The sequence below is a fragment of the Sulfuricurvum sp. genome (assembly GCF_049587615.1).
Lineage (GTDB): Bacteria > Campylobacterota > Campylobacteria > Campylobacterales > Sulfurimonadaceae > Sulfuricurvum.
Genome location: NZ_JBAVEF010000025.1, coordinates 33738 through 59051 on the forward strand (window position 1 = coordinate 33738; position 25314 = coordinate 59051).

Annotated in this window: 27 protein-coding genes; 19 read left to right on the top strand and 8 right to left on the bottom strand. The window is 44.9% G+C overall.

Annotation, left to right across the window (positions count from 1 at the left end):
- Positions 1-16 precede the first annotated feature (16 nt).
- The 8 genes from WB308_RS04950 to WB308_RS04985 all read left to right on the top strand — a co-directional run bounded on the left by WB308_RS04950 (position 17) and on the right by WB308_RS04985 (position 8161).
- Positions 17-769, top strand: a complete 753-nt coding sequence (locus tag WB308_RS04950) for an SDR family NAD(P)-dependent oxidoreductase (protein WP_424189587.1) — start codon at positions 17-19, stop codon at positions 767-769.
- 24 nt (positions 770-793) lie between these two features.
- The gene (locus WB308_RS04955) at positions 794-2869 is read left to right on the top strand and encodes a molybdopterin oxidoreductase family protein (RefSeq protein WP_424189589.1); all 2076 of its coding nucleotides are present in this window, start codon (positions 794-796) and stop codon (positions 2867-2869) included.
- 5 nt (positions 2870-2874) lie between these two features.
- Positions 2875-3210, top strand: coding sequence for a YraN family protein (locus WB308_RS04960; RefSeq protein ID WP_424189591.1), 336 nt, complete (start codon positions 2875-2877; stop codon positions 3208-3210).
- A gap of 103 nt (positions 3211-3313) precedes the next feature.
- On the top strand, positions 3314-3631 hold the full coding sequence (gene trxA / locus WB308_RS04965; protein WP_310439356.1) for a thioredoxin: 318 nt from the start codon (positions 3314-3316) through the stop codon (positions 3629-3631).
- Between the two features lie 226 nt (positions 3632-3857).
- On the top strand, positions 3858-4796 hold the full coding sequence (trxB, locus tag WB308_RS04970; RefSeq protein WP_424189594.1) for a thioredoxin-disulfide reductase: 939 nt from the start codon (positions 3858-3860) through the stop codon (positions 4794-4796).
- Positions 4797-4881: 85 nt separating this feature from the next.
- Positions 4882-5652 (top strand): 4-hydroxy-tetrahydrodipicolinate reductase, encoded by a 771-nt coding sequence (gene dapB, locus WB308_RS04975; protein WP_424189596.1) that lies wholly within the window; start codon positions 4882-4884, stop codon positions 5650-5652.
- A gap of 9 nt (positions 5653-5661) precedes the next feature.
- Positions 5662-7011, top strand: coding sequence for an amidophosphoribosyltransferase (gene purF, locus WB308_RS04980; protein WP_424189598.1), 1350 nt, complete (start codon positions 5662-5664; stop codon positions 7009-7011).
- 187 nt (positions 7012-7198) lie between these two features.
- Positions 7199-8161: a TIGR01212 family radical SAM protein gene (locus tag WB308_RS04985; protein WP_424189600.1), complete on the top strand. Its 963-nt coding sequence runs from the start codon at positions 7199-7201 to the stop codon at positions 8159-8161.
- Here the strand turns inward: WB308_RS04985 and WB308_RS04990 are convergent.
- The 6 genes from WB308_RS04990 to WB308_RS05015 form a co-directional block, all read right to left on the bottom strand.
- Positions 8158-8688 (bottom strand): DUF2393 family protein, encoded by a 531-nt coding sequence (locus WB308_RS04990; RefSeq protein ID WP_424189602.1) that lies wholly within the window; start codon positions 8686-8688, stop codon positions 8158-8160. The two genes, WB308_RS04985 and WB308_RS04990, sit on opposite strands and share 4 nt — an antisense overlap.
- Positions 8685-9200 (bottom strand): DUF2393 family protein, encoded by a 516-nt coding sequence (locus tag WB308_RS04995; RefSeq protein WP_424189604.1) that lies wholly within the window; start codon positions 9198-9200, stop codon positions 8685-8687. The genes WB308_RS04990 and WB308_RS04995 overlap by 4 nt, the downstream gene beginning before the upstream one ends.
- Positions 9197-9871 (bottom strand): bifunctional phosphoribosyl-AMP cyclohydrolase/phosphoribosyl-ATP diphosphatase HisIE, encoded by a 675-nt coding sequence (hisIE, locus tag WB308_RS05000; protein ID WP_424189606.1) that lies wholly within the window; start codon positions 9869-9871, stop codon positions 9197-9199. Before hisIE ends, WB308_RS04995 begins: the two co-directional genes overlap by 4 nt.
- Positions 9872-10001: 130 nt before the next feature.
- Entirely contained in the window at positions 10002-11039 is a 1038-nt protein-coding gene (locus tag WB308_RS05005) for a prohibitin family protein (RefSeq protein WP_424189607.1), read from the bottom strand.
- A gap of 11 nt (positions 11040-11050) precedes the next feature.
- Entirely contained in the window at positions 11051-11971 is a 921-nt protein-coding gene (locus WB308_RS05010) for a branched-chain amino acid transaminase (RefSeq protein WP_424189608.1), read from the bottom strand.
- Between the two features lie 94 nt (positions 11972-12065).
- Positions 12066-12515 (bottom strand): globin, encoded by a 450-nt coding sequence (locus WB308_RS05015; RefSeq protein WP_424189610.1) that lies wholly within the window; start codon positions 12513-12515, stop codon positions 12066-12068.
- 133 nt (positions 12516-12648) lie between these two features.
- On the opposite strand from WB308_RS05015, the gene WB308_RS05020 reads away from it, so the two are divergent.
- Both WB308_RS05020 and WB308_RS05025 read left to right on the top strand, forming a co-directional pair.
- Entirely contained in the window at positions 12649-14064 is a 1416-nt protein-coding gene (locus WB308_RS05020; protein WP_424189612.1) for an aldehyde dehydrogenase family protein, read from the top strand.
- 106 nt (positions 14065-14170) lie between these two features.
- Entirely contained in the window at positions 14171-14638 is a 468-nt protein-coding gene (locus tag WB308_RS05025) for a peroxiredoxin (protein WP_424189853.1), read from the top strand.
- A 116-nt stretch (positions 14639-14754) separates the two neighbouring features.
- On the opposite strand, the gene WB308_RS05030 is transcribed toward WB308_RS05025, so the two are convergent.
- On the bottom strand, positions 14755-16296 hold the full coding sequence (locus tag WB308_RS05030; RefSeq protein ID WP_424189614.1) for a DUF3373 family protein: 1542 nt from the start codon (positions 16294-16296) through the stop codon (positions 14755-14757).
- Between the two features lie 406 nt (positions 16297-16702).
- Here WB308_RS05030 and rpsB point away from each other — a divergent pair, with 406 nt between their 5' ends.
- From rpsB to fliR, 4 genes are all read left to right on the top strand, one after another.
- On the top strand, positions 16703-17476 hold the full coding sequence (gene rpsB, locus WB308_RS05035; protein WP_424189616.1) for a 30S ribosomal protein S2: 774 nt from the start codon (positions 16703-16705) through the stop codon (positions 17474-17476).
- Positions 17477-17478: 2 nt separating this feature from the next.
- On the top strand, positions 17479-18546 hold the full coding sequence (gene tsf, locus WB308_RS05040) for a translation elongation factor Ts (protein WP_424189618.1): 1068 nt from the start codon (positions 17479-17481) through the stop codon (positions 18544-18546).
- Between the two features lie 85 nt (positions 18547-18631).
- Positions 18632-19273 carry an ABC transporter ATP-binding protein gene (locus WB308_RS05045; protein WP_424189620.1) on the top strand — a complete coding sequence of 214 codons (642 nt, stop codon included), beginning with the start codon at positions 18632-18634 and terminating at the stop codon, positions 19271-19273.
- Positions 19274-19276: 3 nt separating this feature from the next.
- Entirely contained in the window at positions 19277-20041 is a 765-nt protein-coding gene (fliR, locus tag WB308_RS05050; RefSeq protein ID WP_424189622.1) for a flagellar biosynthetic protein FliR, read from the top strand.
- Here the strand turns inward: fliR and WB308_RS05055 are convergent.
- Positions 20033-20509 carry a hypothetical protein gene (locus WB308_RS05055; RefSeq protein WP_424189624.1) on the bottom strand — a complete coding sequence of 159 codons (477 nt, stop codon included), beginning with the start codon at positions 20507-20509 and terminating at the stop codon, positions 20033-20035. The genes fliR and WB308_RS05055 overlap by 9 nt on opposite strands.
- Before the next feature lie 77 nt (positions 20510-20586).
- Here WB308_RS05055 and WB308_RS05060 point away from each other — a divergent pair, with 77 nt between their 5' ends.
- From WB308_RS05060 to aguB, 5 genes are all read left to right on the top strand, one after another.
- The gene (locus WB308_RS05060) at positions 20587-21861 is read left to right on the top strand and encodes a hypothetical protein (protein ID WP_424189626.1); all 1275 of its coding nucleotides are present in this window, start codon (positions 20587-20589) and stop codon (positions 21859-21861) included.
- Positions 21858-22478, top strand: coding sequence for a guanylate kinase (gene gmk / locus WB308_RS05065; RefSeq protein WP_424189628.1), 621 nt, complete (start codon positions 21858-21860; stop codon positions 22476-22478). The genes WB308_RS05060 and gmk overlap by 4 nt, the downstream gene beginning before the upstream one ends.
- Positions 22479-22550: 72 nt before the next feature.
- Complete coding sequence (locus tag WB308_RS05070) at positions 22551-22790, top strand: Sec-independent protein translocase subunit TatA/TatB (protein ID WP_424189630.1); 240 nt, start codon at positions 22551-22553, stop codon at positions 22788-22790.
- Between the two features lie 3 nt (positions 22791-22793).
- On the top strand, positions 22794-24374 hold the full coding sequence (argS, locus tag WB308_RS05075; protein ID WP_424189632.1) for an arginine--tRNA ligase: 1581 nt from the start codon (positions 22794-22796) through the stop codon (positions 24372-24374).
- Positions 24375-24433: 59 nt separating this feature from the next.
- Positions 24434-25282 carry an N-carbamoylputrescine amidase gene (gene aguB, locus WB308_RS05080; protein WP_424189634.1) on the top strand — a complete coding sequence of 283 codons (849 nt, stop codon included), beginning with the start codon at positions 24434-24436 and terminating at the stop codon, positions 25280-25282.
- Positions 25283-25314 lie beyond the last annotated feature (32 nt).

Genomic DNA, 25314 nt, shown 5'->3' on the forward strand with positions numbered 1-25314 from the left:
TTGCGGGAGAAAAAGGATGAGGATAGTAATCACAGGTGCAAGCAGCGGTTTAGGGGAAGCGTTGGCTCTCTATTATGCGTCGAATGAAAATCAGCTCGTATTAATCGCACGCAGAGAAGAACGGTTAGCCGATGTAGCCGCTCGATGCCGAAAAAAAGGTGCTGAGGTCGAGACGATTCTAGCCGATGTCAACGATTTTGGGCGAATGCAAGAGATTGGAAGAGGGGTGAGTGAAAAGGGGGTTGACCGTATTATCCTCAATGCCGGTGTTTCGGTCGGTCATTCGGGCGGTGTAACGCCGTTTGAAGATTTTGAACGCCTTTTTAAAACCAATTTTCTAAGTGTACATGCCCTCCTGGAACCGATCATTCCGAAACTGATGGAGAAAAAATCGGGGGAGATTGTCTTTATCTCTTCGCTTGCCTCCCTTTTGACGATGCCGACCTCGATCGCCTACAGCAGTTCGAAGCGCGCCCTCAATGCCTATGCGGAAGGATTGCATTATCAGCTAAAGGCTTACGGAATATCGGTAATGACGATCATGCCGGGCTTTATTGATTCGGAGATGACGCAGAAGAATCGCTTTAAGATGCCCTTTTTCATGACGACAGAGGTGGGAATACGGCGAATAACGGATGCAATAAAACGAAAAAAAATCCGTTATGCTTTTCCTTTTAGATTTGCCTTAATGATTCGAATTGTCTCGACGCTTCCGCAGTCCTTAAGAGACAAAATTGTACACTTCACCAATTTTAAAAAGGGCGATTAGCCTGAAGCTAGAGGAAATATCTCTATGGTCATCGACAGCGTTTGTACCTATTGCGGTGTGGGATGTGATATTTCCGCTGAGGTGGAAGATAACAAAATCCAAAAAATCTTCGCAAAAGAAGAGGGTGTCGTTTCTCAAGGACGACTGTGTATCAAAGGAAAACAGGGGTGGGATTTTGTAAACCATCCCAAACGGCTTCGAAATGCCCGTGTCCGCAAATCGTTTCTTGCCAAAAATAGTGCTTTGTTCGCTGATTTGGATATGGATTATTTAGAACCGGTCGATCACGATTTTTACGAAATCAGCTATGACAGTGCGTATGAACTTGCCGCTCGTAAACTCAAAGCGATTACGGATGAATTCGGATCTCACAGTTTTGCTGCGATCGGCGGTGCACGTACGAGTTGTGAAAGTTCGTATCTGTTTCAGCACTTTACCCGCCATGTCGTCGGTTCTCCGCATGTCGACAATTGTGCCCGCGTGTGCCACTCCCCTTCGCTTAAAGGGATGCGCACGACGATCGGTGAGGGGGCGGCGACCAATCCGTTTGATGATATTTACGAAACGGAATTTATGGTAGTCATGGGGTCTAACACGACCGAAGGGCACCCGATCGTCGCCAATCGAATGCTCGATGTGATCAAACAAAAAAATATTGAGCTTGCCGTGTTGGATGTCCGCCGTATTCAGCTCTCAAAATCCTCAACGCACCATTTGAGTATCCCGTATGAAGCAAACCTAATGATCTTGAATATGATGGCCTATGTCATATTGAGTGAAGATTTAGTCAATAAAGCATTTATCGACACACGGACAAAAGGGTATGAAGAGTACAGAAACTCTATTTTAAACGACCCGTATGCCAATCCGGAATACCTTCTGCAAATACCGGGATATGAATCACTGGTCGAAGAGGTTCGGAGTGTTTCGCGTAAATATGCTACCCGGCGCAGCCTCTTTTTCTGGGGTCTAGGGATTACGGAACATTTGGACGGATCGTATGCGGTGATGGCGATTACCCATTTGGCGATGTTGACCGGAAATATCGGTAAGCGCGGAGCAGGGCTGATGCCGCTTCGAGGGCAGAACAATGTCCAGGGAACCTGTGATGTGGGGATGCTCCCTTATTATGCCCCTGATTATCAACCCCCAAAAGAGGTGGGGATGATGACCCCGGATCTGATCAACGCGATGATTGAAGGAAAAATCAAAGCATTGTTTAACATCAGTGAAGATATCGCGCACATTCATCCGAATCAAAACAAAATACATGCGGCACTCGGGAACCTCGATCTGTTGATTGTGAACGAGTTGTTTGATAACGAGATCACCAAATTTGCCGACATTATTTTTGGGGTAAAAAGTGCGTATGAGAAAACGGGGGTCTACGTTAATGCGGAGCGCCGTCTCCATCTCTCTCAACCGCTCATTAATGTCACCATGCCCGATGATTGGGAGGTGATCGCCGAAATTTCAAAACGTTACGGTACCGATTTGGGAGTAAAAACGTCTCGTGATGTTTGGGAAAAAGTACGAATCGATGCACCCAACCGTTTTGGCGGTGCGAGCTATGAAAAACTGGAAGCTGCGCGCTTGCGCGGCTTGCAATGGCCGGTGAAGGAAGAAGATACCCCGGTTTTGCATTTGAGTGATTTCCGCACCAAAGATGGGCTCGGTTCATTTCGATACCATCAGTATTCTCCACGCGGGCAAGTGGAAGAATTGAGAGAACACGGAGAGCATGAGGGGTATTATCTGACCACAGGGCGCGTCTTGGTTCATTACAACAATGCGGCGCAGACCAACGCGTGTGACAAACTCCACCGTTCGCACAGTGAAGATACTTTGTTGGTGAGTGTGGAGGATGAAGAATTTTTTGAGTTTAAAGACTTTGTTGTTCTTAAAAGCGAATACGGACAAAGTGCCCCTTTGCGGGTCAAAGTGAGCTCAACGGTGAAAAAAGGGACCCTGTTCACGACTTTTCACCATGCCAAAAGCAACATCAACTTTCTCTTTGGGGATGAAGCGGATGAGTTGATAAAAACGGCCCGTTTTAAATCGGTTAAAGTCGAGGTGATCAAACCCGACTACTTGGAGTAAAAATCGTGCACACACGTGCCAAAGGGAGTATTGCCGAAGAGCGCGGGTGTGAGTTTTTACGAAAAAAAAAGTTGAGAATCATTGACCGAAATGTGTATAACCGTTTCGGGGAAATCGATATTATTGCTTTGGACCCGGATAATGTTCTTCATTTTGTCGAGGTCAAGAGTGCCGTGACGTATGAGCAGGCCGTCAACAATATCACCCCTTCAAAGCTTCAGAAATTACATCGCACTATCCAAACCTATCTCCAGCAAAAACGGCTCAATCTTGATTACTGTATCGATGCCCTTATCCTTTCCGATGAGGGGCTGGAGTGGATTGAGAACATTACATTATAAGTGCCTCTCCTGAGAAAAAATGTGAGAGTTGTGTAATAAGTCATTTTAAAGATTGAGGCGTTATAATAGCTCATAAACAAACATTCGCAATCAAGGAAGTACAATGGGTAAATATGTTGAATTGACAGTATCAAATTTTGATGAAGTCACCAAAGAGGGTGTTTCATTGGTCGATTTTTGGGCTCCGTGGTGTGGGCCTTGCCGTATGATCGCTCCGGTTATCGAAGAGTTGGCAGCGGAATATGAGGGAAAAGCAAATATCTGTAAAGTAAACACAGATGAAGAGCAAGATATCGCGGTTAAATACGGTATTCGTTCTATCCCTACAATTCTTTTCTTCAAAAACGGTGAAGTCGTTGAACAAATGGTCGGTGCTGCTTCTAAGCAAGCATTTGCTGACAAAATTAACGCGTTACTCTAATTTTAAACGACGAGGGGATAAAATCCCCTCATCTACACTTGCCGCTATGGCACTGAAGCTTGACCCTTTCGGGTCAGAATCATCCTTCTGACTTTTATTCTAAAAAATTATTTTAATTATAAATAAAACCTTAATATTTTTACCCCTAATCCCTTAACAGTACCTCTTTATTTATTACACTGTATGATGTTTTGATAATAAGTTTTTTTAAAAACAGGAGTTTTGGATGTTGGATTGCGCAATTATTGGCGGAGGACCTGCAGGTTTGACAGCGGGCTTATATACGACACGCGGCGGTTTGGATAATGTTACGATGTTTGAAAAAGGGATGCCCGGCGGACAGATTACAATGAGTTCGGAGATTGAAAACTATCCCGGCGTCACCGGTCATATAACAGGTATGGATTTGATGATTCCATGGCCTGAGCAATGTCAACGTTTCGGACTCAAACATGAGATGTCTGAAGTTACCCGTGTAAGCCGCCGTGAAGATGGCATATTTAGAATTCAAAAATCAGACGGAACGGAAGATGAAGCTAAAAGTGTTATCGTCTGTACCGGATCCACGCCAAAGCGTGCGGGATTTGTCGGTGAGGATACTTTTTTTGGGAGAGGTGTAAGTACGTGTGCAACGTGTGACGGATTTTTCTACAAAAATAAAGAGGTAGCGGTTATCGGGGGCGGGGATACTGCGCTCGAAGAAGCACTTTACTTAGCGAAAATTTGTTCTAAAGTTTATTTAATCCATCGTCGTGATACGTTTCGTTCCGCTCCGAATACGATAGCGAGAGTTAAAGATACGGCAAATATCGAGCTTGTTTTAAATGCAATCCCGGAAGAGGTATTCGGAGATGCGATGGGCGTTAATGGAATTCATGTGAAACTGCAAGACGGTTCGATGCGTCAAATCGATGTTCCGGGGGTATTTGTATTCGTCGGGAACAATGTAAATAATCAAGTGCTTATCCAAGAAGACGGCACTTTCTTATGTGATATGACCCAATGGGGTGAAGTCAAAGTCGATTTGAGTATGAAAACCTCCGTTCCGGGTCTTTATGCGGCGGGAGATATGCGTGCGGAAGCTCCGAAACAAGTCGTTTGTGCTGCCGGCGACGGTGCCGTAGCAGCGCTGCAGGCAATTGCGTATGTGGATGGGCATCATTAACGGTTTTTAATAAATCTATTTACGCCTTTTTAAACACTATGACGCTAAAATGCCGAAGAATAATGCAGAATAGGGATTGATCAGAATGATAAGAGCAGGTGTATTTGGCGCCGGTGGGCGTGTCGGAAAGCTTTTGATTGAAGATTTGCGCCATGAGAGCGAGATTTCATTAGGGGCGGTGTATGTCCGTAATGAACTCAATTTTTCAATCGATCCGTCGGTCTTGGTAACGAACGATATGGCGACGTTGCTTAAAGGTTCCGATGTTATTATCGATTTTTCATTGCCTGAAGCGACGCAGGTTTTACTCGAACAAGCGATAGAACACCCTAAACCTTTGGTTATCGGAACGACGGGATTGGATACCCATCAGATGAATCTTCTCAAAACGGCGAGCGAATCTATGCCGATTTTGTATGCGACCAATATGTCCCTAGGTGTCGCCCTTCTCAATCAGCTCGTCCATATGGCATCCAAAACACTGGACGGATTTGATATTGAGATTGTCGAGCAGCATCATCGTCATAAAAAAGATGCCCCAAGCGGTACGGCGTTGACCTTGGCTCATTCAGCGGCAGCGGGTCGCAATCTCGATCTGGATGCCGTGCGTGTCAGCGGACGTAACGGTAATATCGGTGAACGGACCAAAGATGAAATCGCCGTAATGGCATTGCGCGGCGGAGATATCGTGGGCCGTCATACGGTCGGATTTTACAACGATGGCGAATTTATTGAACTTCACCATACCGCAACAACCCGCAACACCTTTTCAAAAGGTGCCATACGTGCCGCAAAATGGCTGGCCGGAAAACCAAACGGTCTCTACAGTATTCAAGACTGTTTAGAACTTGCATAAGGAAACACAGTGCGTAGCTTAAATGAAAAATGTGCAGTAGTCGGTATTTTCGACCATCCTGAGGCCTCAAAATTAGCCTATTTCTCGCTTCATGCTCTTCAGCACCGCGGTCAGGAAGCTGCCGGTATCAGTACGGGTGATGGTGAAAAGCTCTATACGATCAAAGACAGAGGTTTGGTGACACAGGTATTTGATACCCAAAAGCTTAATACTCTCAAAGGGCATATGGCGATCGGGCACACCCGTTATTCGACGGCAGGGGATGACTCGATTCTCGATGCTCAGCCGGTATTTGCCCGCTATGATCTGGGGGAGATGTCGATCGTTCACAACGGTAACTTGACGAACGCCAAAGAGGTGCGGGATGCATTGATTAAAAAAGGGGCGATTTTCCAAACGTTCATGGATACCGAAAATCTGATCCATTTGATTGCAAAAAGCGACCAGCACCATTTGACTGATCGTATTATCGATGCTGTTAAAAAGATCGAAGGTGCCTATTCTCTCGTCTTCCTGAGCCGTTCGAAAATGTTTGCGATGCGCGATCCTCACGGTTTTCGCCCTCTTAGCCTCGGGCGTGTCGGGGATGGATACGTTGTCGCTTCAGAGACGTGTGCCTTTGATCTGATCGGTGCGGAGTATATCCGTGATGTCGAACCGGGTGAACTGTTGATTTTCGAAAAAGGGAAAGCCCCCCAATCGATCAAAGTATTCGAACCGACTCCGAAGCATTGTATTTTTGAATATGTCTATTTTGCCCGGCCTGATTCGAATGTCTATACCCAAAACGTATATGAGATGCGTAAAGCAATGGGAAAAGCACTTGCACGCGAACAACCGGTTGAGGCTGATATGGTCGTTCCTGTTCCCGATGGCGGAGTTCCTGCCGCGATTGGATATGCACAGCAAAGCGGCATCCCTTTTGAGATGGCTATTATGCGTAACCACTACATCGGACGTACGTTCATTGAGCCGACGCAAGAGATGCGTGATTTGAAAGTAAAGATGAAACTTTCTCCTATTGAGCGTTTGATCAAAGGGAAGAAGCTTATCGTTATCGATGACTCGATCGTTCGCGGAACAACCAGCCGCCAAATCGTCCGTATGCTCAAAGCGGCAGGGGCGGCAGAAGTGCATATGCGAATATCGAGTCCTCCGACAACCGACCCGTGCTATTACGGAGTCGATACCCCGGACAAAGAGAAACTGATCGCCGCGAATATGACCAATGAAGAGATTTGTGCTTTTATTGAAGCGGATTCATTGGGATATTTGAGCAATGAGGCATTGCTCAGCAGTGTCAACGGAAAAGAAGAGAATTACTGTACTGCCTGTTTTACCGGCAAATACATTATCTAATGCTACACATTAAAACGAACTCGTCCGTTTTAATGGCAGGGACGCCTAGTCGGTACTTCGTACATCGGCATAGGTTCCAAAGCTACAAAAGCCAAGCAGTTGGCTTTTTAAACGCTTTTCACCCTTGCATCCCCCTAAAGCTACAAAAAACTTTGTTTTTTGAGAAATATAAAACAGTGAGTGTTTAATGCGGGAGCAGATTTTTACATATGGGCAATATCTGCACCGCAAATTTGGGGCCAAAATTTCTAAAGTCCCTGTCTCCATCTCCGGATTTACCTGCCCCAATATTGATGGCACTGTTGCCAAGGGGGGATGTACGTTTTGTGAAAACGACTCCTTCAGCCCAAGTTTGGATCGTGCCCGTGAGCTCAAAGGCTTTTTTCTAAACCTCACCTCTACCGCCAATCCCCATCTCGAGAAACAGCTTCAACAATTAGAGTGGCAGTTTGAAGCCCTCTCGAAACGTTTGAGAGATGAGAATGGATCTGAGCGCTACCTTGTCTATTTCCAAAGTTTTACCAACACGTACGCGCCGCTTGAGACACTCAAATCATTGTATGAAAAAGCACTTAGTTTTGAGAATGTCGTGGGACTCAGTATCGGGACCCGTTCGGACAGCATCAGTGATGAGACCTTTGCCTATCTGGCGGAACTCTCACAAAAAACGGAGATTTGGATTGAGTTTGGAATTCAGTCGATTTATGATGAGACATTGAAACGGGTAAATCGCGGACACGACAGCGCCAATGTCCAAGAAGCGATCTTAAAAGCAAAAGATTATGGACTGAACGTGTGCGGACACCTTATTTTCGGTCTTCCGGGAGAGACAAAAGAGATGATGCTTGAGACCGCGAAACGGGCGTATGAACTGGGGATTGACTCGGTTAAATACCATCCGCTCTACGTTGTCAAGCGGACCGCATTGGCCAATGAATATGCCCGAGGAGAGTTTGAACCGATCAGCGAAGAACTCTATTGTGACGTATTGAGTGAAGCTTTACTCCTCAAGCCTCCGCATGTCAGTGTGCAGAGGATCAGTGCGGGGATTGATGATGAGAGCTTAATCGCTCCGGCATGGTGCCAAGATAAAAAGAGTCAGTTTCGTACGATTAATAAGGCACTTAAAAAGGTTGGACTCAAGTATTAATCTGCCTCGGCGGTAACATCGAAAGAGGTGTTTTTAAAATAGGGGGGATAATCCATCAAAATTCTAAATGTTTTAGAACTTCCCGGATTGATATAATCGGCAATAACTTGTTGCTCAACAATGTTTTGCCGTTTGTAGTCGGGATTATCCCCTTCAAATAATTCGGCAAATACCGTGGGTTGAGCGAATTGTGTCGCTTTTTGCTCTTTTGATCCGCGTATATTGACCATTTTTACCGTGGCGACAACGTTTGCGACCGGGTACTTCCCGACATTTCGAACCACTCCTCTAATCAAAATTTGCTCTGTTTGGTACATCCGTTCATCCTCCAACTGGAAGACTTCGACTTTGTAAACGGTTTCATTAATAAGATACCATAAGAATGTCCCTAAGAATATCAGTATCAGAGTGATGGTGATAAAAACCGAAAATTTCGAACGGCTGCGCAATGCCAAAATGGTTCCCAACAGAAATAGAATCGCTAAATTTGCAATGAGGATATAATGCCATGGGGTTAACGGACTCATCTGCATTCTGCCTTTACAGTGACATTGTATTTTTTAGTATAGCGAAAGGGCTCAACAAATAATTTAAACGACACCGATTCACCCGTAGAAATCGGTTGGTGAAGCGTCATAGAACTTTTTTTAAAAGGGATAAAGTGATAAAGCTGAGTGAGATAGGGGTTAGGGGTCACTTTAGATACACCGGTATAAAGGGTACACTCTTTGAAGGGGCGCTTCGACGTATTGTTAATATCCCCTTTGATCAGGAGCGCTTCGGTGAATTCAAGGGCTTTAATCTCATGAAGGGTAATTTTATTTTTAAAGAGCTGATGGTGCATTGCCAAATAGCCGGCAACAGGGGCGACCGTCAATACCCCAAATGCCGTCAATACAATAAATATAGCAAGACCTAACTTATGGCGTAATACGATTGCAAGGGTAAGTAAAAGGATAAAGAGGACGATAATCCCTCCGAAGAGGAAGTAATCATAAGGAATCAAATTCTGAATAAAATCTTGAATGCGTGCTTTCATTGTTTCCTAGCGTTTTTCTCCGCAATCCCACTCATCCCAAATCTTCGGGCGAGCTCTTGTTTAACACGATCGGGAGAGATATTTTTGTGCCCCAGTGCGACGAGGACGTGATACACTAAATCGGCACATTCGTAAATAATTTCATCTTCTTTGCCGTCTTTGATCGCAAAACTAAATTCTCCTGCCTCTTCGACCACTTTTTTGAGGATGGTATTATCCCCTTTGCTTAAAAGTTTTGCCGTCCATGAGGTTTCAGGATCGGCATTCTTTCGGCTTAGGATCGTATGATAGAGCTCATCGATGATCCCATAAGCAGCTGTTGTATCGATTTGCGGTTCACTAATATTTTCACCCGACTCAATATCGGTAAAGAAACACGATTTACGTCCCGTGTGACAGGCAACCCCCTCTTGTCGGACGACAATGAGGAGGGTATCGTTATCGCAGTCGAGTAAAAAGCGTTCGACATGCTGTAGATGACCGCTGCTTTCTCCCTTTTTCCAAAGACGCTGTTTAGAGCGAGAATAATAGTGAGCAATTTTCGTGGATAAGGAGAGTTCCAACGCTTCACGATTCATGTATGCCATCATCAGCACTTCAAGTGTGGTGGAGTCTTGGACGATAACAGGGAGAAGATCGGATTTTGCCCAGTCAATGTGATCGAGATTCATGGATAATGCCTTTCGTCATTCCCGCTAAGGGTGTAAAATGTAAAAAACAATAACTGCTTATTGTTTTTAGTTTGGAACGGGGCATCGATGTGCTTTAGCACCGATGTCACTGAATCCAGCTTAAAAAATGTTAGTGGGTAGAAGAGATTTTTTGTGAATCACCTGTTTTGGTATCAAGCCAGATATTCGGTGTTGAACCTCCCGGTGTGAGAAAAATCTTAGCATCTTTATTCTCTTTGAGTGCTTCGTTAAACTTCCCTTGAACTTGGATTTGCTCCAATTTTAACAATCCCGGAGTCAAAGAAGCACCGATGAGATGGTTGGCTTTGGCTTGCGCTTGAGCTTGGATGGTAATGGCGTTAGCGGTACCCTGCGCTTCGGTCTCTTTTTTGAATGCCTCTTGTTTTGCCCGTTCAACGTCTTGTTGAGCACGCTCTACCTCTTGTTTTGCGACTTGAACCCGTTCGATTTGATCTTTGACTTTTTGAGGAAGACCGATTTCACGGAGCTGAATGGATTCAAGTTGAGCCGGAGCATTTTTCTGACCTTCAACATTTTTACGAATCCCTGCTTCGATTTGCGTCGCAATAGCATTACGCATGATCGGGAGATTTTCCGCTTCGTATTGACCGACAACATTACGGACGACGTCGCGGGCTACCGGATCGATAATTTTATCTTCCCAGCTAAAGCCCCAATTTGAGATCGTTTGCGCTGCCAACTGAGCATTTAGGCGATATTGGACGGTAATATCGATAGAGACAGGAAGTCCCCGTTTATCCAAAACAGTAATCGCCGGTTTAAGGACAATTCCATCACCTGCGGTTGAAGCACGGTCGATTTTATCGGCATAGTTGATAATACGTACTTTGGTATCGACGACGTACACTTTTTGGATTAACGGTATGAGGAAATGGAGCCCAGGCATTAATGCCTGATCTTCATATTTACCGTTGGTGGAGAGGATACCGCGTTCCCCTTCGGTGATAATAATGAACGGTTTGGCTAAAACGAGGAGCAAAATAAATCCGCCGATAACCCATAACATACCTGCTTTTTGAGAGTTCATGTTAAAATCGAACTTTGGCGGTTTTGGGGATTGAAATCCACCCCCTCGTTGCTCTTCTTTTTTCTTTTTATTAAAATAATCGTTCATATCACTTGCCATGCAAATAATCCTTAATTGATATAGGTTAGGTAGTGATCGTAATCAGGGTTTCGCCCACATACAATGTCGAAATAAGCGGCTTGGATTTTTTCGGTCAACGGTCCGCGTCCGCCTGCACCTAGTACACGTGCATCCACTTCACGAATAGGAGTAATTTCAGCCGCAGTTCCTGTGAGGAACGCTTCATCTGCGACGTAAATCTCTTCACGGGTGATTTTTCTGCGTGTTACTTTGATCCCCATGTTTTCCGCCATTTCGATAACGGTTCTTTGGGTAATCGATACGAGCGAGTTGTCATTCGGTGGGGTGATAAGCTCACCGTCTTTGATGAGAAAAAATGATGCACCGCTCGCCTCAGCAACGTATCCCTCATCATCGAGGAGGAGTGCTTCATCATATCCCGCTTCAACCGCTTCGAATTTTGCCATTTGTGAGTTGAGGTAGTTTCCAACCGCTTTGGCTTTACCCATATTCGATTTGTTATTCGGACGACTGAACGATGATATTTTGAGGCGGATTCCCCGTTTCATCCCCTCTTCGCCGAGGTATGCACCCCATTCCCATGCAGCTACCGATACTTCAACCGGTGCTTCTTTATGGTAAACACCCATAACGCCGTATCCGAGATAAACGATAGGGCGGAGATAGACGTTTTCGCCGGTAAACTCGTTGGCACGCAAAAGTTCGATTTGCGCCGCATTGAGTTCTTCCACCGTATAAGGGACGGTAATAAGGGTCATTTTCGCCGATTCGATCAAGCGTTTCGTATGGTCGTTAAGACGGAAAATAGCGTACCCTTTCGGCGTTTTATACGCTTTAGTCCCTTCGATAGCACCGTTACCGTAGTGCAGTGTGTGGGAGAGGACGTGAATTTTTGCCTCACTCCATGGGAGTAGTTTGCCGTTCATCCAAATAAATTTGGCTTCGTTCATGAGAAGATCTCCAAAAGAAAAATTGGGAGATTTTAGCGTAGTTGGTATTTAAGGTTTATTAAGGGGTTGATTTTTCCCGCGTTTGCGGGAAAAATTAATGTGACGGAGTGTTGATCATCCAGATCGAAAATACATCGAGATAATCCCAAAACGATTGGATGTATTCAGGACTTACCCCTTCCTCTTCAAGTTTTGGAAGTAATACGGCGTAAAATTCAAGCCATCGGCGGCGAGCCGTCTCATCGATACGAAACGGTGCATGACGGCCTACCATACGAGGTTCACCTCGGCTTTGGGCGAAATAGTCCGGTCCTCCGCAGATTTGGATCAGAAAATCGGCCGCGTGTTTTTTTGCATTGGCAAAATCTTCTTCGTCATTGACAGGAAACAAAAAGGAGATATCACTGTTTCGGATCATTTCGTAATGATCATCTACCAGCTTGCGAAAACGTTCTTCTCCAACTTGGAAATAGAATCCCGGATGGGGTTTGGTGACCGGAGGGCGTACCCCTAAAACACCGTTGGTAATTTTAAGTTCAAGCATTATGATCCTCTGCGTATTTTTGAGACACATTCTAAGAGCTTCTTAAAAAGAAACTCCTTAAATTTTTTATTTCCCCCTCCTTTTAGGTGATGATTTGTATAATTGAAACAACATTAACTTCAAAGAGGGTTTTATGGATGCACACGTTTGGATGGGATCACGTCAGGTAGTTGCTCTAAGCTATAATGAGCGTCTTAGTCCGTATGACGGTCGTGTCGTTTCACGCGCGGCAGAGTGCAGTGCTGAGGATGCATTTCAGGCACTTAAGATTGCCCATAACGCTTCTAAAATCGCTAAAAAAACTCCATTACATCAACGATGTGCGTGGTTATTGGATGTTGCTTCCAAACTCCGTGAACAGCGAGAAGAGTTCGCTAAAGTTCTATGTGATGAGGTGGGTAAACCGATCACCTATGCACGGATGGAAGTGGATCGTTGTATTGAGACAATCACCCTGAGCGCTGAGACGATGCGTACCATGCACGGTGAGACGATCAATACCGATGCCACTTCGAGCGGACGTAAAGCGCATGCCTATTGGCGTAGAGAGGCGGTTGGAGTTGTTGTCGCTATTACTCCGTTTAATTTTCCTCTCAACCTTGTTGCCCATAAACTCGCACCTGCGTTGGTAGCGGGGAATGCGGTTGTCCTCAAACCGACCCCGGAAGCGCCGTTATGTGCTTATAAACTGGCACAGCTTTTTATCGAAAGCTCCTTTGCCACTCCCGATGCTCTGAGTGTCGTGTACGGTGATGCGGAAGTGGGGAGTGCATTGGTTAGCAGTGATATTCCCCGCGTGATTAGTTTTACCGGATCGGTCGGAGTCGGCAATATCATTACGAAAAGTGCCGGGATTAAAAAAGTTTCTTTGGAACTTGGCGGTAATGCGGCGACGTATATCGATACCAGTGCCGATCTGGAGTATGCAGCGTCTCGCTGTGCCATCGGCGCATTTGTGAATTCAGGGCAGGTGTGTATTTCGTTGCAACGTATTTATGTGGATAGTAGCATTTACGACACGTTTGCCGCTAAAATGGCAGATGCTACTGCAAAACTGATTGTCGGTTCACCGTACAATGACGATACATTTTTGGGACCGTTGATCAACGATGAAGCTGCGGAGAGGGCGATGAGCTGGATAGAGAGTGCGATGGAAGAGGGGGCTCGTCCCCTGACACCTCCGCACCGTAAAGGGCGAATCTTTTATCCGTGCGTTATGGCCGATGTCACCGAATCGATGAAAATTGTGTGCGAAGAGGTATTTGCCCCCATCGTGAGTCTGGTGCGGGTGGATGGAATCGATGATGCAATCGAACGTATGAACAATTCGCCGTACGGATTGCAGTTTTCCATTTTTACGAACAACCTTTCCCATGCGACCCAAGCGATTGATGAACTCGATGCAGGCGGTGTCGTGATTAACGATATGCCGACACTCCGTTTCGACATTCAGCCCTACGGCGGTGTAAAACTGAGCGGTGTCGGGCGCGAAGGGCCGCGGTTTGCGATCGAAGAGTTTACGGAAATCAAATCGGTAGTCATTTTATAGTCTTTCGTCATTCCCGCGAAGGCGGGAATCCAGCTTTGCATTCATGGGGATGGATCCCCGGGTCAAGCCCGAGGATGACGAGATAAATTTAAAAAAGGAATTAATGATGTTAGAAGTAGGAAGTATATCTCCCGATTTTTGTTTGAGTAACCAAGATGACGTAGAGATCTGTTCACGCGATTTGCGCGGTAAATGGATCGTGCTCTATTTTTACCCGAAAGATTCAACGCCGGGATGTACGACGGAAGCGTGCGAGTTTACGGCAGCGATGGATGATTATGATGATATGGGTGCAATTATCCTCGGGGTAAGTGCTGATAGTACCAAGGCGCACCGCAACTTTATCGAGAAACAAAATCTCGGCATTACCCTCCTTAGTGATCCGACGACGCAGATGATGCAAGATTACGGTGTATGGGCAATGAAGAAAAATTACGGAAAAGAGTACATGGGGATCGTTCGCTCGACCTATATTATCGATCCAAAAGGGATTGTACGAGCGGCGTGGACGAATGTGAAAGTCAAAGATCATGTTGCGAAAGTGAAAGAGGAATTGGCGAAATTGGTAGGGTAAGTGTTGTCATACCCTATAGTCACAAGTACCTTTTTGAGGTCCCCGCGAAGGCGGGGATCCAGCTAGGTTTACCCGGAAGGGGCACAATGCCCGCCTTCGCGGGAATGTCGAGAGGTTTAAAATTTATAGCGGATATAGGCTCGGATATCTTGAGCTTTATCGACAATACTTCCTGCAATATCTCCCATTCCTGGGACAATCATAGAACTTGAAATAGCCATAGGTGTTCCTGTCATGCTTCCAAAGAAATTGTTGCTGCCGCTGTAATCGTAATCGATATAGGTATAACGGAGCTGGAAGGTGAGAATATCATCGACGAGCGGTTCGGTAAAATAGAGTTCATATGCATCACCACGAGCGGCTATTTTGGAACCGATCATTGTATCTTCACCATAAGTGATCGGACGCCAGTATTGGCTGCCGTGATTGAATTCAACTCCCCATCTTCCATCATCAGTTAGAAGTGATGGAAATTGGGTTCCGATCCAGTAGCTGTAACCGGTTTTACTTTCAAATGAACCGAGCATACCTTGTTTGTCTGCTCCCTCATATGGATCGGTTTTTGACATCGCTCCGCTGACGAAGATCATCGAATCATCCAAAAAGTCGCTGATACCGTCACCGATACCGTTTACCATTGCAAAAGCTGTTGCTGTGTGGAGCCCACCTACTGTTTCCATATAAGACATAGTGGGATCTAAATCGATCAAATTATTGGCATAGGTATATTGAAATCCTGTACTGTATTGTTTGTCATCATAAGGGACGACGATGATTCCAATCATATCGACATTACTTGTTGCGTTTTCTTGGTCACTGTATGGTGCAGAGCTAAATCGAGGTTCAGCGTTGCTCATCCCGCGACCGGCACAGAGTTTGAAATACGACCCGTCCAGACCGATCAGGTCTTCCGTTCCAAATTTTGCACTGGCTCCGTCAAATTCAACATTGACGGTATGGGCAAGCGGTGATGAAGCGCCTACATCGTCGCGGAAGTTGATGAGGTGACCTTCAGTTGAAGGGCGACGACCGATACTGATCGTCCAGGGAACATCCGTACCGAAAAATTCATCATCACTATAGAAGAAGTAAGCTGAGCGAACTCGTAGTTCATCATTGTAGGCTGATTCGTTACTTACCCAGTCAAATCCTTCAAAAGCACTATTGGCGGTCGATGTCATTGAACGTTCACCGAAAGTTTTATTATAAGCGAGTTGCCCTACGAAACTAAGCTCTTTGGTCGCAGCATAACTCATATTGAGCCAAAGACGGTTACTAAGAAGGGCATCATTTTTGTATTTGTCACCGTTAGCCATTGTGTAGTGGATGTTATCCAGGCTGGTACGGAAATCAACTCCAAATTTGAGGTTGTTTCCATTCGTTTTTTTGTTCATATCACTGATTTGATCTTGCATCTCTTCGAGTGTTTCATTGATTTTCGCAGTAGATGCGATCTCTTTTTTAGATTCCGCAGGTGCCGGAGTCGAGAGCTGAGTGCTCAGTCTAGTGTTTTCGGCTTTGATGGCACCGAGTTCGGCTTTGAGTGCCGCCATCTCACGTTCCATTTTTTCGAACCGTTGCATCATTGCATCATCGGCAAAAGCGCCGGTGGCGATGAAGGTTGCAGCCACTACAGAACTCATAATCCGTTGTTTCATCATTTCTCCTTATTTTAATGCCCATGCATTGTTACGGATGATATTAACAAAAATTATATAAAAGTAATTTGAATATAATTTTTTTGTGTGATAAAAAGGTGACGTACATTGATAGTATTAAATACAGATAAATTTAAGTCATATTTCAGTATAATCCGCACGATTTTCTCTCCTTCCATTGACTTAAATCTTCTGCTTAAATGCAGAAAGCTTTAGGGGATTGCAAAGGACATCCATGTCCTTGCCACCCAAGACGGGCTTTGCCCGTTTGGGTGTTCAATGTAAATTATGAAAAAATATCGCAAGCGAATCGTGCTGTTCTCGTGCAACCGATGGCTCATCGGCTCTGTTAGCGCTCGCCCAAGAAAACGAAGAACACAAATATTTCTCTAATCAGGAGTCCCTTATGGTCACAATGAAAGACCTTCTCGAATGTGGTGTACACTTCGGTCACCAAACACGTCGTTGGAATCCGAAAATGAAAAAATACATTTTCGGTGTTCGTAAAAACATTTATATTATCGATCTTCAAAAAACATTGCGTTTTTTCCGTGCTGCGTATCAGCAAGTCGTTGATGCTGCGGCTGAAGGTAAAACGGTTCTTTTCGTAGGAACAAAAAAACAAGCGCGCGTAGCGATCCGTGATGCAGCTGAAAAATGCGGTATGCCATACGTTGACAACCGCTGGTTGGGTGGAATGTTGACTAACTTCCCGACTATCCAAAAATCAATCCGTAAACTTGATATCATCGAAGAGATGCAAGCAAACGGACAAATCAACCTTTTGACTAAAAAAGAAGCGTTGATGATGAATCGTCAAAAAGAAAAATTGATTGCGTATCTTGGCGGTATTCGTCACATGAAAACATTGCCAGATTTGATGTTTGTTATCGATGCGGTAAAAGAACACATCGCGGTTCAAGAAGCGCGTAACCTCGGAATCCGTGTTGTTGCTCCATTGGATACCAACTGTGATCCTGACGTTATCGATATCCCCATCCCTGGAAATGACGATGCGATTCGTTCAATCCAACTTTTCTGTAAAGAAATGGCTGAAGCAATCAACGAAGGTAAAGCTCTTCGCAGCGGCGGAAACGACGAAGCGGTAGCAGACGAAGAAGTTGCAGCTGAAGTTGCAGTAGAAGCGGCTTCTGAAGAAGTTGTAGCAGAGGAAGCGTAATCATGGCAGAAATCACAGCAGCAATGGTCAAAGACCTCCGCACGGCGACAGATGCGCCGATGATGGATTGTAAAAAAGCCCTCACTGAATGTGATGGTGACATGGAAAAAGCAAAAGAATTTTTGCGTGACCGTGGTATGGCTCAAACGGCTAAAAAAGCGGATCGCGTAGCAGCTGAGGGACTTTTGGGTCTTAAAGTTTCTGAAACATTCACTTCCGCTTCTCTTGTAGAAGTGAACTCTGAAACCGATTTCGTTGCGAAAAATGACGGTTTCATTAATCTCGTCGGAAACACAGCAGCACACGTATTTACTACGGGTGTCAGCAGTGTTGAAGAGTTGAACGAAACCTCATACGAAACGTCTACTTTCTCAGAGTACTTTACGTCTCAAGTAGCCCGTATCGGTGAAAAAATCGTAGTACGCCGTTTTGTAACGCTTAACGCAGCTGCAAACGGATGTGTTAACGGTTACGTTCACTCAAACGGCCGTGTCGGTGTTCTCGTAGCGGCAACCTGTTCGGATGCTAAAGTAGCCGAAGCACTTGCTCCAATGTTGAAAAACGTTGCAATGCACGCTGCAGCGATGAAACCTACGACATTGACTTCGAAAGATTTCGATCCTGCATTCGTAGAAGCGGAAACTATCGGTCGTATCGAAGCGATCAAAACAGAGAACGAAGAGTTAGCGCGTTTGAAAAAACCGTTGAAAAACGTTCCACAATACATCTCAGCATCCCAGTTGACTCCTGAAGTTATGGCTGCTGCTGAAGAAGCGATCAAAGCAAAATTACTCGCAGATGGTAAACCGGAAAAAATCTGGCCGAACATCATCCCTGGTCAATTGGCTCGCTTCGTAGCGGACAACACGACTTTGGATAAAGAGCTTGCACTTTTGGATCAAAACTACGTTATGGATGATTCTATGACGGTAGCTGAAGCGATTACAAAAGAGGCTGCTAAACACGGCGGTACTGCTGAAATCGTCGAATTCGTTAAATACGAAGTCGGAGAAGGTCTAGAGAAAAAAGTTGACAACTTCGCAGAAGAAGTTGCGGCGCAAATGGCGTAAGCCAAACCTTTTTTATCTATTCCCGCTTTTGCGGGAATATTCCTTTTTTTACTCCCCTTAAACATTTTTTCCCTATAATCTCTTTATGACACTTTTAAAAGCAACCTCTTTATCACACCATTTTGATTACCCTCTTTTTGAGGATGTCAATCTTACTCTCAATGCCGGAGAATCGATGGCGATTGTTGGGGTGAGCGGCAGCGGAAAATCGACTTTACTCCATATTCTCTCCTCACTGTTGCGACCCAACTCCGGTAAAGTAGAGTTATTCGGGAATGATATTTATTCTATGAGTGATTCCGCATCGGTACAATTACGCCGTGATGATTTGGGGCTTATATACCAAAGTCATTATCTTTTTAAAGGGTTCAGTGCCTATGAGAATCTCGAAGTAGCCGCCATTTTGGCACGTCAAACAATCGATGATCACTTACTGAAACGTTTGGGGATCGATAAGGTGATACACCAAAAAGTGACCGAACTCTCAGGCGGACAGCAGCAGCGTGTCTCCATCGCCCGTGTCCTCTCAAAAAAGCCCCGTTTGATTTTTGCCGATGAGCCGACGGGGAATCTTGATCATGCAACGGCATTTGAAGTGATGGATATTTTTGAGAATTATTTGCAAGAGCACAGGGCCGGAATGGTATTGGTAACCCATGATGAATCGTTGGCAGCACGGTGCAATCATATCTATCGTATGCAAAACGGTAGTTTGAAAGAGAATTAAATAATGGAGTTTGCTGAGATATTTAGTGAAGGTCGAACGATCGCTTTCATTTTGCTCTTTACCCGTTTTACGGCCCTTTTTATGGCAGTACCTATCTTTTCTCACGCGAATATTCCGATCTCTATTAAAGCGGCAATGGCCTTTTTCTTTACGGTATTTTTTTTCGGTGCTGTTCCGCCGCTGAACATTCCCACTGATGCTCTAAGCTTGACGGTTGCGATTTTGGGAGAAATGCTTTTTGGCCTTGCCGTGGGGATCGTTTTACAATTAGCCTATCATGTTATCACGTTTGCAGGGGGGCAGATTTCGTTTATGATGGGATTTTCACTCGCCTCGGCGATCGATCCGCAATCAGGTGTTTCTATGCCGATTATCAGCCAGTTTTTAGCGCTGTTGGCGTTGATGATACTGCTCGTCTTTGATCTGCACCATTGGATCCTTTTGTACGCTTCGGCTTCGATTGCTGCGGTTCCTCTTGGGGGTTTTATGATGACCCCTGCCTTGTTCCAATATATTATGCATGCAATGGCAAATATGTTTATTGTCGGGTTTATGATTGCGTTTCCGATCACCGCTTTGTCTATGCTTGCCGACGTTATCTTCGGGATGTTAATGAAAACCATGCCACAATTTAACCTTCTAGTTATCGGAATGCCGATCAAAATTGCGATATCTTTGGTGGTCTTGATGGTAACGTTGGGAGCGACATTGATGATCGTTATGGCTCAAACCCAAGATGCGTACAATTTTCTTGAAAAATTATTCTAAATAACTTCTGGAATGTTTCATAACCGGAAGTATCGAATAACGGATAGCTTTAATTTTGCCGGAATCATCACTGCATCGGATGGGTGAATGTTTAGAGGCAAACTCTTTTTCATGGATAGCGCCTTCAACGGTGCACACGAGGGTATCATCGACAAGAAAAACACTTTGTTCTACCACTATAGGAACGGTATAGAGATTGATCCGCTCATATTGAACCATTGAGAGGGAAACACCCCGTGGATCGTGAACCATAAGGGTTACATCAGAGCCCCGTTTCGCAGCATTCAAAATCTCTTTTTCTAATAGAGAATGGTTAAAGGATGGGGTGATGATGAGGATACGCGAGGCATCTTTAATCGCTTTGTTCAATTGATGGATAAAAAGGGAATGATGATTGGGTAGAGGAAAGAGAGTTTCTCCGCCATAAAGGGTCACAAAGGTTAAAAGAAGCCCAAGAAGTTTTATCATTTAATTTTTTTTTAGTTACAATGATACCACGAAGCTTTTGATAGAACAAGAGCATATAAAGAGGGGTCGTACCGATCATGAACATTTTGCTTTTTAACGATAATCCGGTCGTCCGAAAACTGGTAGCTCTCAGTGCACAAAAAACGAAAGACGATTTGAGTGTTATTTGGTCGGTGGATGAGATCCAGGAGAGTGGTTTCGATTTACTGATTATTGATGATGCACTTTACAGTGATGAGCTGTTTGAATCGATCAAAGAGCTGGTGACGTTTAAAAGCACTTTACTGATGGCAACCAGGGGCAAAGCGGTTCCGGCCGGATTTGAGAATGTTATCAATAAGCCGTTTCTTCCTACCGATCTGGTCGATATGTTTATTCAAATTGAGAAAAAAATATCTTCTATTCCTCCTGCAACACAGAGTATGAAGAGTGAAGAGAATTTTACGGAAGCACCTCTATATGCTATTAATTTGGATGAGACACTCACGAAAACGGAAAGTTTTGGGGATGAATTTGATTCTTTTGATTTAGGTGATTTGGACGAAGAATTTGATTTGGACGATGAACTGGATGAAATTATTCCAGGGTCAAAAGCGGGAAATGATGACTTTGATTCTTTTGAGTTGGGTGATTTGAATCTCGACGATGAAGAGGACGAAGAGATCCTTCCCACCGCTATTCTGGATCAAGAAGAGGTTCAAGAAGTTCAAAACCTCTTGGATGATACGGAAAGTGATGACTGGAATGTTGAAGATGACATTATGATCAAAGGGATTGATGAGTTGGACGAATTGGACGAACTTGATCTTCCCAAAGAGGAGAGCGGTGATTTCGGTTCATTAGACGATGAATTACTGTTGGAGGAAGACGATTTTGGCGATTTGGAGCTTCAGATCCAAGATGCGGTGAGCGGATTGGACACGGAAGCGCTCGATAAAGAGTTAGAACTCGATGATTTTGAATTGGATTTTGATGATGCGTTGATGGAAAAGCTTGATCTGAGCGATAAAGAGATTGTTGATAGCGAGGATATGGAAGGGTTTGATGAATTCGATATGCTGGATGAACGGGAGCTTAAGCTGGCAATCGGCGAAGAGGTAGAAGAAGAACCTGTAGCGGGTATTGACGAAGAAGATCTTTTCTTAGAGACGGAAGAACTGGATGAAGAGATGAAGGATACGGATCTCAATGAAGAGGTAGCGCAAGTGGCTTCGAGCACAGTCTCTACTGCTCATACAGAGGGGGTTGAAGCTCTTCAGGCTCTTCTAAAAGCACTTTCCAATGAAGATGTAGCCAAATCGCTTAAAGGGCTTAATATCAGTATTAATATTAATTTTGGGAACGATGCATGAACCGACGCAGTGGAGCTATACTTGTTTTATCCGGGCCTAGTGGTGCCGGAAAAAGTTCGTTGATCGGTAAAATAACCGATCAGATCGGACCTACCTATTTTTCAATTTCAACAACGACGCGCCCTATGAGAGAGGGAGAAAAAGATGGTGTTCATTACCATTTTGTAAGCATTGAGGAATTCAAACATGAGATCGAGCAGGAGATGTTCTTGGAATATGCGGTCGTACACGGCAACTATTACGGAACGTCACTGGGACCGGTCAAAAAAGCGCTGAACGAGGGAAAGCTTGTTATTTTCGATATCGATGTTCAGGGACATGATGCGGTTCAAAATCGCCTCCACGATATTACGACATCCGTTTTTATTACTACTCCAACACTTGCAGAGTTAGAAAAAAGGCTCCATAGCCGTTCGACCGACAGTGAAGAGGTGATTGCAAAACGTCTTGAGATGGCTAAGCGGGAAATTCAGCGTATCAGTGAATACGATTTTTTAATCGTGAATGACAATTTGGATGAGGCATCGGAGATTTTGGTTTCGATCGCTAAAGCGGCACGGATGAAAATACCGACCTTGCAAATCAACGAGTTTGTTCAAACATGGGAAGCCACGTAATAAAAACTTTGGTGTATTAGTCGAAATACGTTATACTTCCCCACCTAATTTTCTAGATAAGGAACTCTACCTATGAGTATGCCAAGCGGAACTGAATTATTATTGATTTTCGGAATTGTTATTTTGTTGTTCGGTGCGAAAAAAATTCCTGACCTTGCAAAAGGTATTGGACAAGGGATCCGTAATTTCAAAAAAGAGATGAAAGACGAAGATGCTGCACCAACTGCATCTACAACGCCTGAAGCTCCAAAACAGGTTGATACCACTGCATCTACAACGGTAGAAGCTCCTAAAACTACTACGCAAGCGTAAGCCTTGAAACAGCGAGTGAGTGCGCTGTTGCGCGATAAATTCAATTGTGATGTAATCCTCGAAAAGCCGAAAGATCGCTCTTTTGGTCATTTCTCTACCCCTATTGCTTTTTCTCTTGCAAAAGAACTCCGAAAATCGCCGATGGCGATTGCGGAAGAAATTGCCACCTCATTTAATGAAACCGAGATGTTCGGTGCCGTTGAATCGGTTAAAGGGTATATCAATTTTCGTCTCTCCGAAGGCTTTATGGATGAATATGCCTCATGGGCATTGAGCCATGGTGACCAATTTGGAAGCAATGACAAAAAAGGCTCCATTCTCCTCGAATTCGTCAGTGCGAATCCTACCGGACCGCTTCATATCGGTCATGCACGTGGTGCGGTGTATGGTGATACAATGCTCCGTCTCGGACGCCACCTTGGGTATGATATCACGGCAGAATATTACGTCAACGATGCGGGTAACCAAATCGATTTACTTGGGGTATCGCTTCAGCTTGAAGGGCGTAGCAGCCTGTTAGGCGAAAGTGTCGAGTGGCCGGAGAAATATTATCGCGGCGAGTATCTTAGTGACCTGGCACGCGAAGTTGTAGCGCTATTTGGCGAAGATGCACTTCGTGATGAGAGCCGTCAAAAAGAGTTGGCACTTTGGGCAAAAGATAAGATTTTAGCCCTCATTGTCGACGATTTAAAAGCAATCAACATTCATTTTGATACCTTTGTCGGTGAGGCGTCGCTCTATAATGAGTGGGATCGTGTTATGGCCAAAATGGGTGAAGGAGTTTACCAAAACGAAGGTAAAACATTCATCCGTTCTTCAGAATTCGGTGATGACCATGACCGTGTTGTCGTTCGTGAAGACGGCCGGCCGACCTATCTTGCCGGAGATATCATCTACCATAACCAAAAGTTTGAGCGCGGGTATGATGATTATATCAATATCTGGGGGGCGGATCACCACGGTTACATCGCCCGTGTGAAAGCGGCAGTAACCTTTTTGGGATATGATTCCAATAAGCTTGAAGTGCTCCTCTCTCAGATGGTGAGTCTCCTCAAAGACGGTGAACCTTTCAAGATGTCCAAGCGTGCCGGAACCGTTATTTTGATGAGTGACGTTGTTGAAGAGATCGGTGCGGAAGCATTACGCTTTATGTTTGCTTCTAAAAAGTGTGACACGGCACTCGAATTTGATATCGAAGAACTCAAACGTCAAGACAGTTCCAATCCGATTTATTATATCCAATATGCCCATGCCCGTATTCAGACGTTGATTGCTAAAAGCGAAAAAACAATGGATGAGATCATGGGATCCCATTTGCACGGTTTAAGTGCGGATGCGGACGGATTGTTGTTCGAAGCATTGTTGTTGCCGGAGATTATCGATGACGCATTCGAATCGCGCCAAGCGCAAAAGCTTCCCGATTATCTAAAAGTTCTTGCGGGACGTTTGCATAAATTTTACTATGATACCCGTATCATCGGCACCGAAGATGAAGCGAAACTGCTTAAACTTCTCCTCGTCGTTGCCCTCTCCATCAAAACAGGCCTCTCGCTTCTCGGGATCCAAGCCAAAGACCGAATGTAAATTCGGTCTCGTAATCTTCTTCACGGTATAATTTAAAAAATATATCCAAGGTATTTCCTATGATTAAAGTTGCAGCAATACAGATGCAAATGGGCAGTGACAAATCACTCAATGTTGCCAAAGCGGAATCAATGGTACTAGAGGCGGCCCGTAACGGAGCGAATATCATTTTGATCCCTGAACTGTTTGAGGGGTATTACTTTTGCAAAGATATGGATACAAAATATTTTGAATGGGCTCAACCTCTCGAAAATAACCCTTTGATCGCACAGTTTAGTGCCGTTGCCAAAGAACTGGGTGTCGTTTTGCCAATCAGCTATTTTGAATGTGACGGGGAGCGTTATTTTAACTCCCTCGTGATGATCGATGCGGACGGAACGGTGATGGATAATTACCGTAAAACGCACATTCCCGATGGCCCCGGCTATGAGGAAAAATTTTATTTTGAACCGGGGGATACGGGCTTTAAAGTATGGAAAACCCGTTTTGGAAATGTCGGGGTCGGGATCTGCTGGGATCAGTGGTTTCCCGAAACAGCGCGCAGTCTCACCCTCATGGGAGCGGATATGATTTTCTATCCTACAGCGATTGGCAGTGAACCGGAGATCGGTGTCGATTCGGCGTCGCATTGGCAGCGGGTACAGATGGGGCACAGTGCGGCGAACATCATCCCCGTTATCGCCGCCAACCGTATCGGCGAAGAGGTGGGGGAGAGCTGTACCCTGACGTTTTACGGCTCATCGTTTATCACCGACCATACGGGGCAAAAAGTTGCCGAAGCATCGCGTGACAAAGAGGAGATTCTCTACAGTGAGTTCGATCCTGTATCCATTCGCGAACACCGCCACTACTGGGGATTGATCCGCGACCGGCGACCGGAGTGTTATGGGGAGATTGTTAAAAAATAGCTTTGTGGAACTTCTTTTGCTTTAGTGAGGGT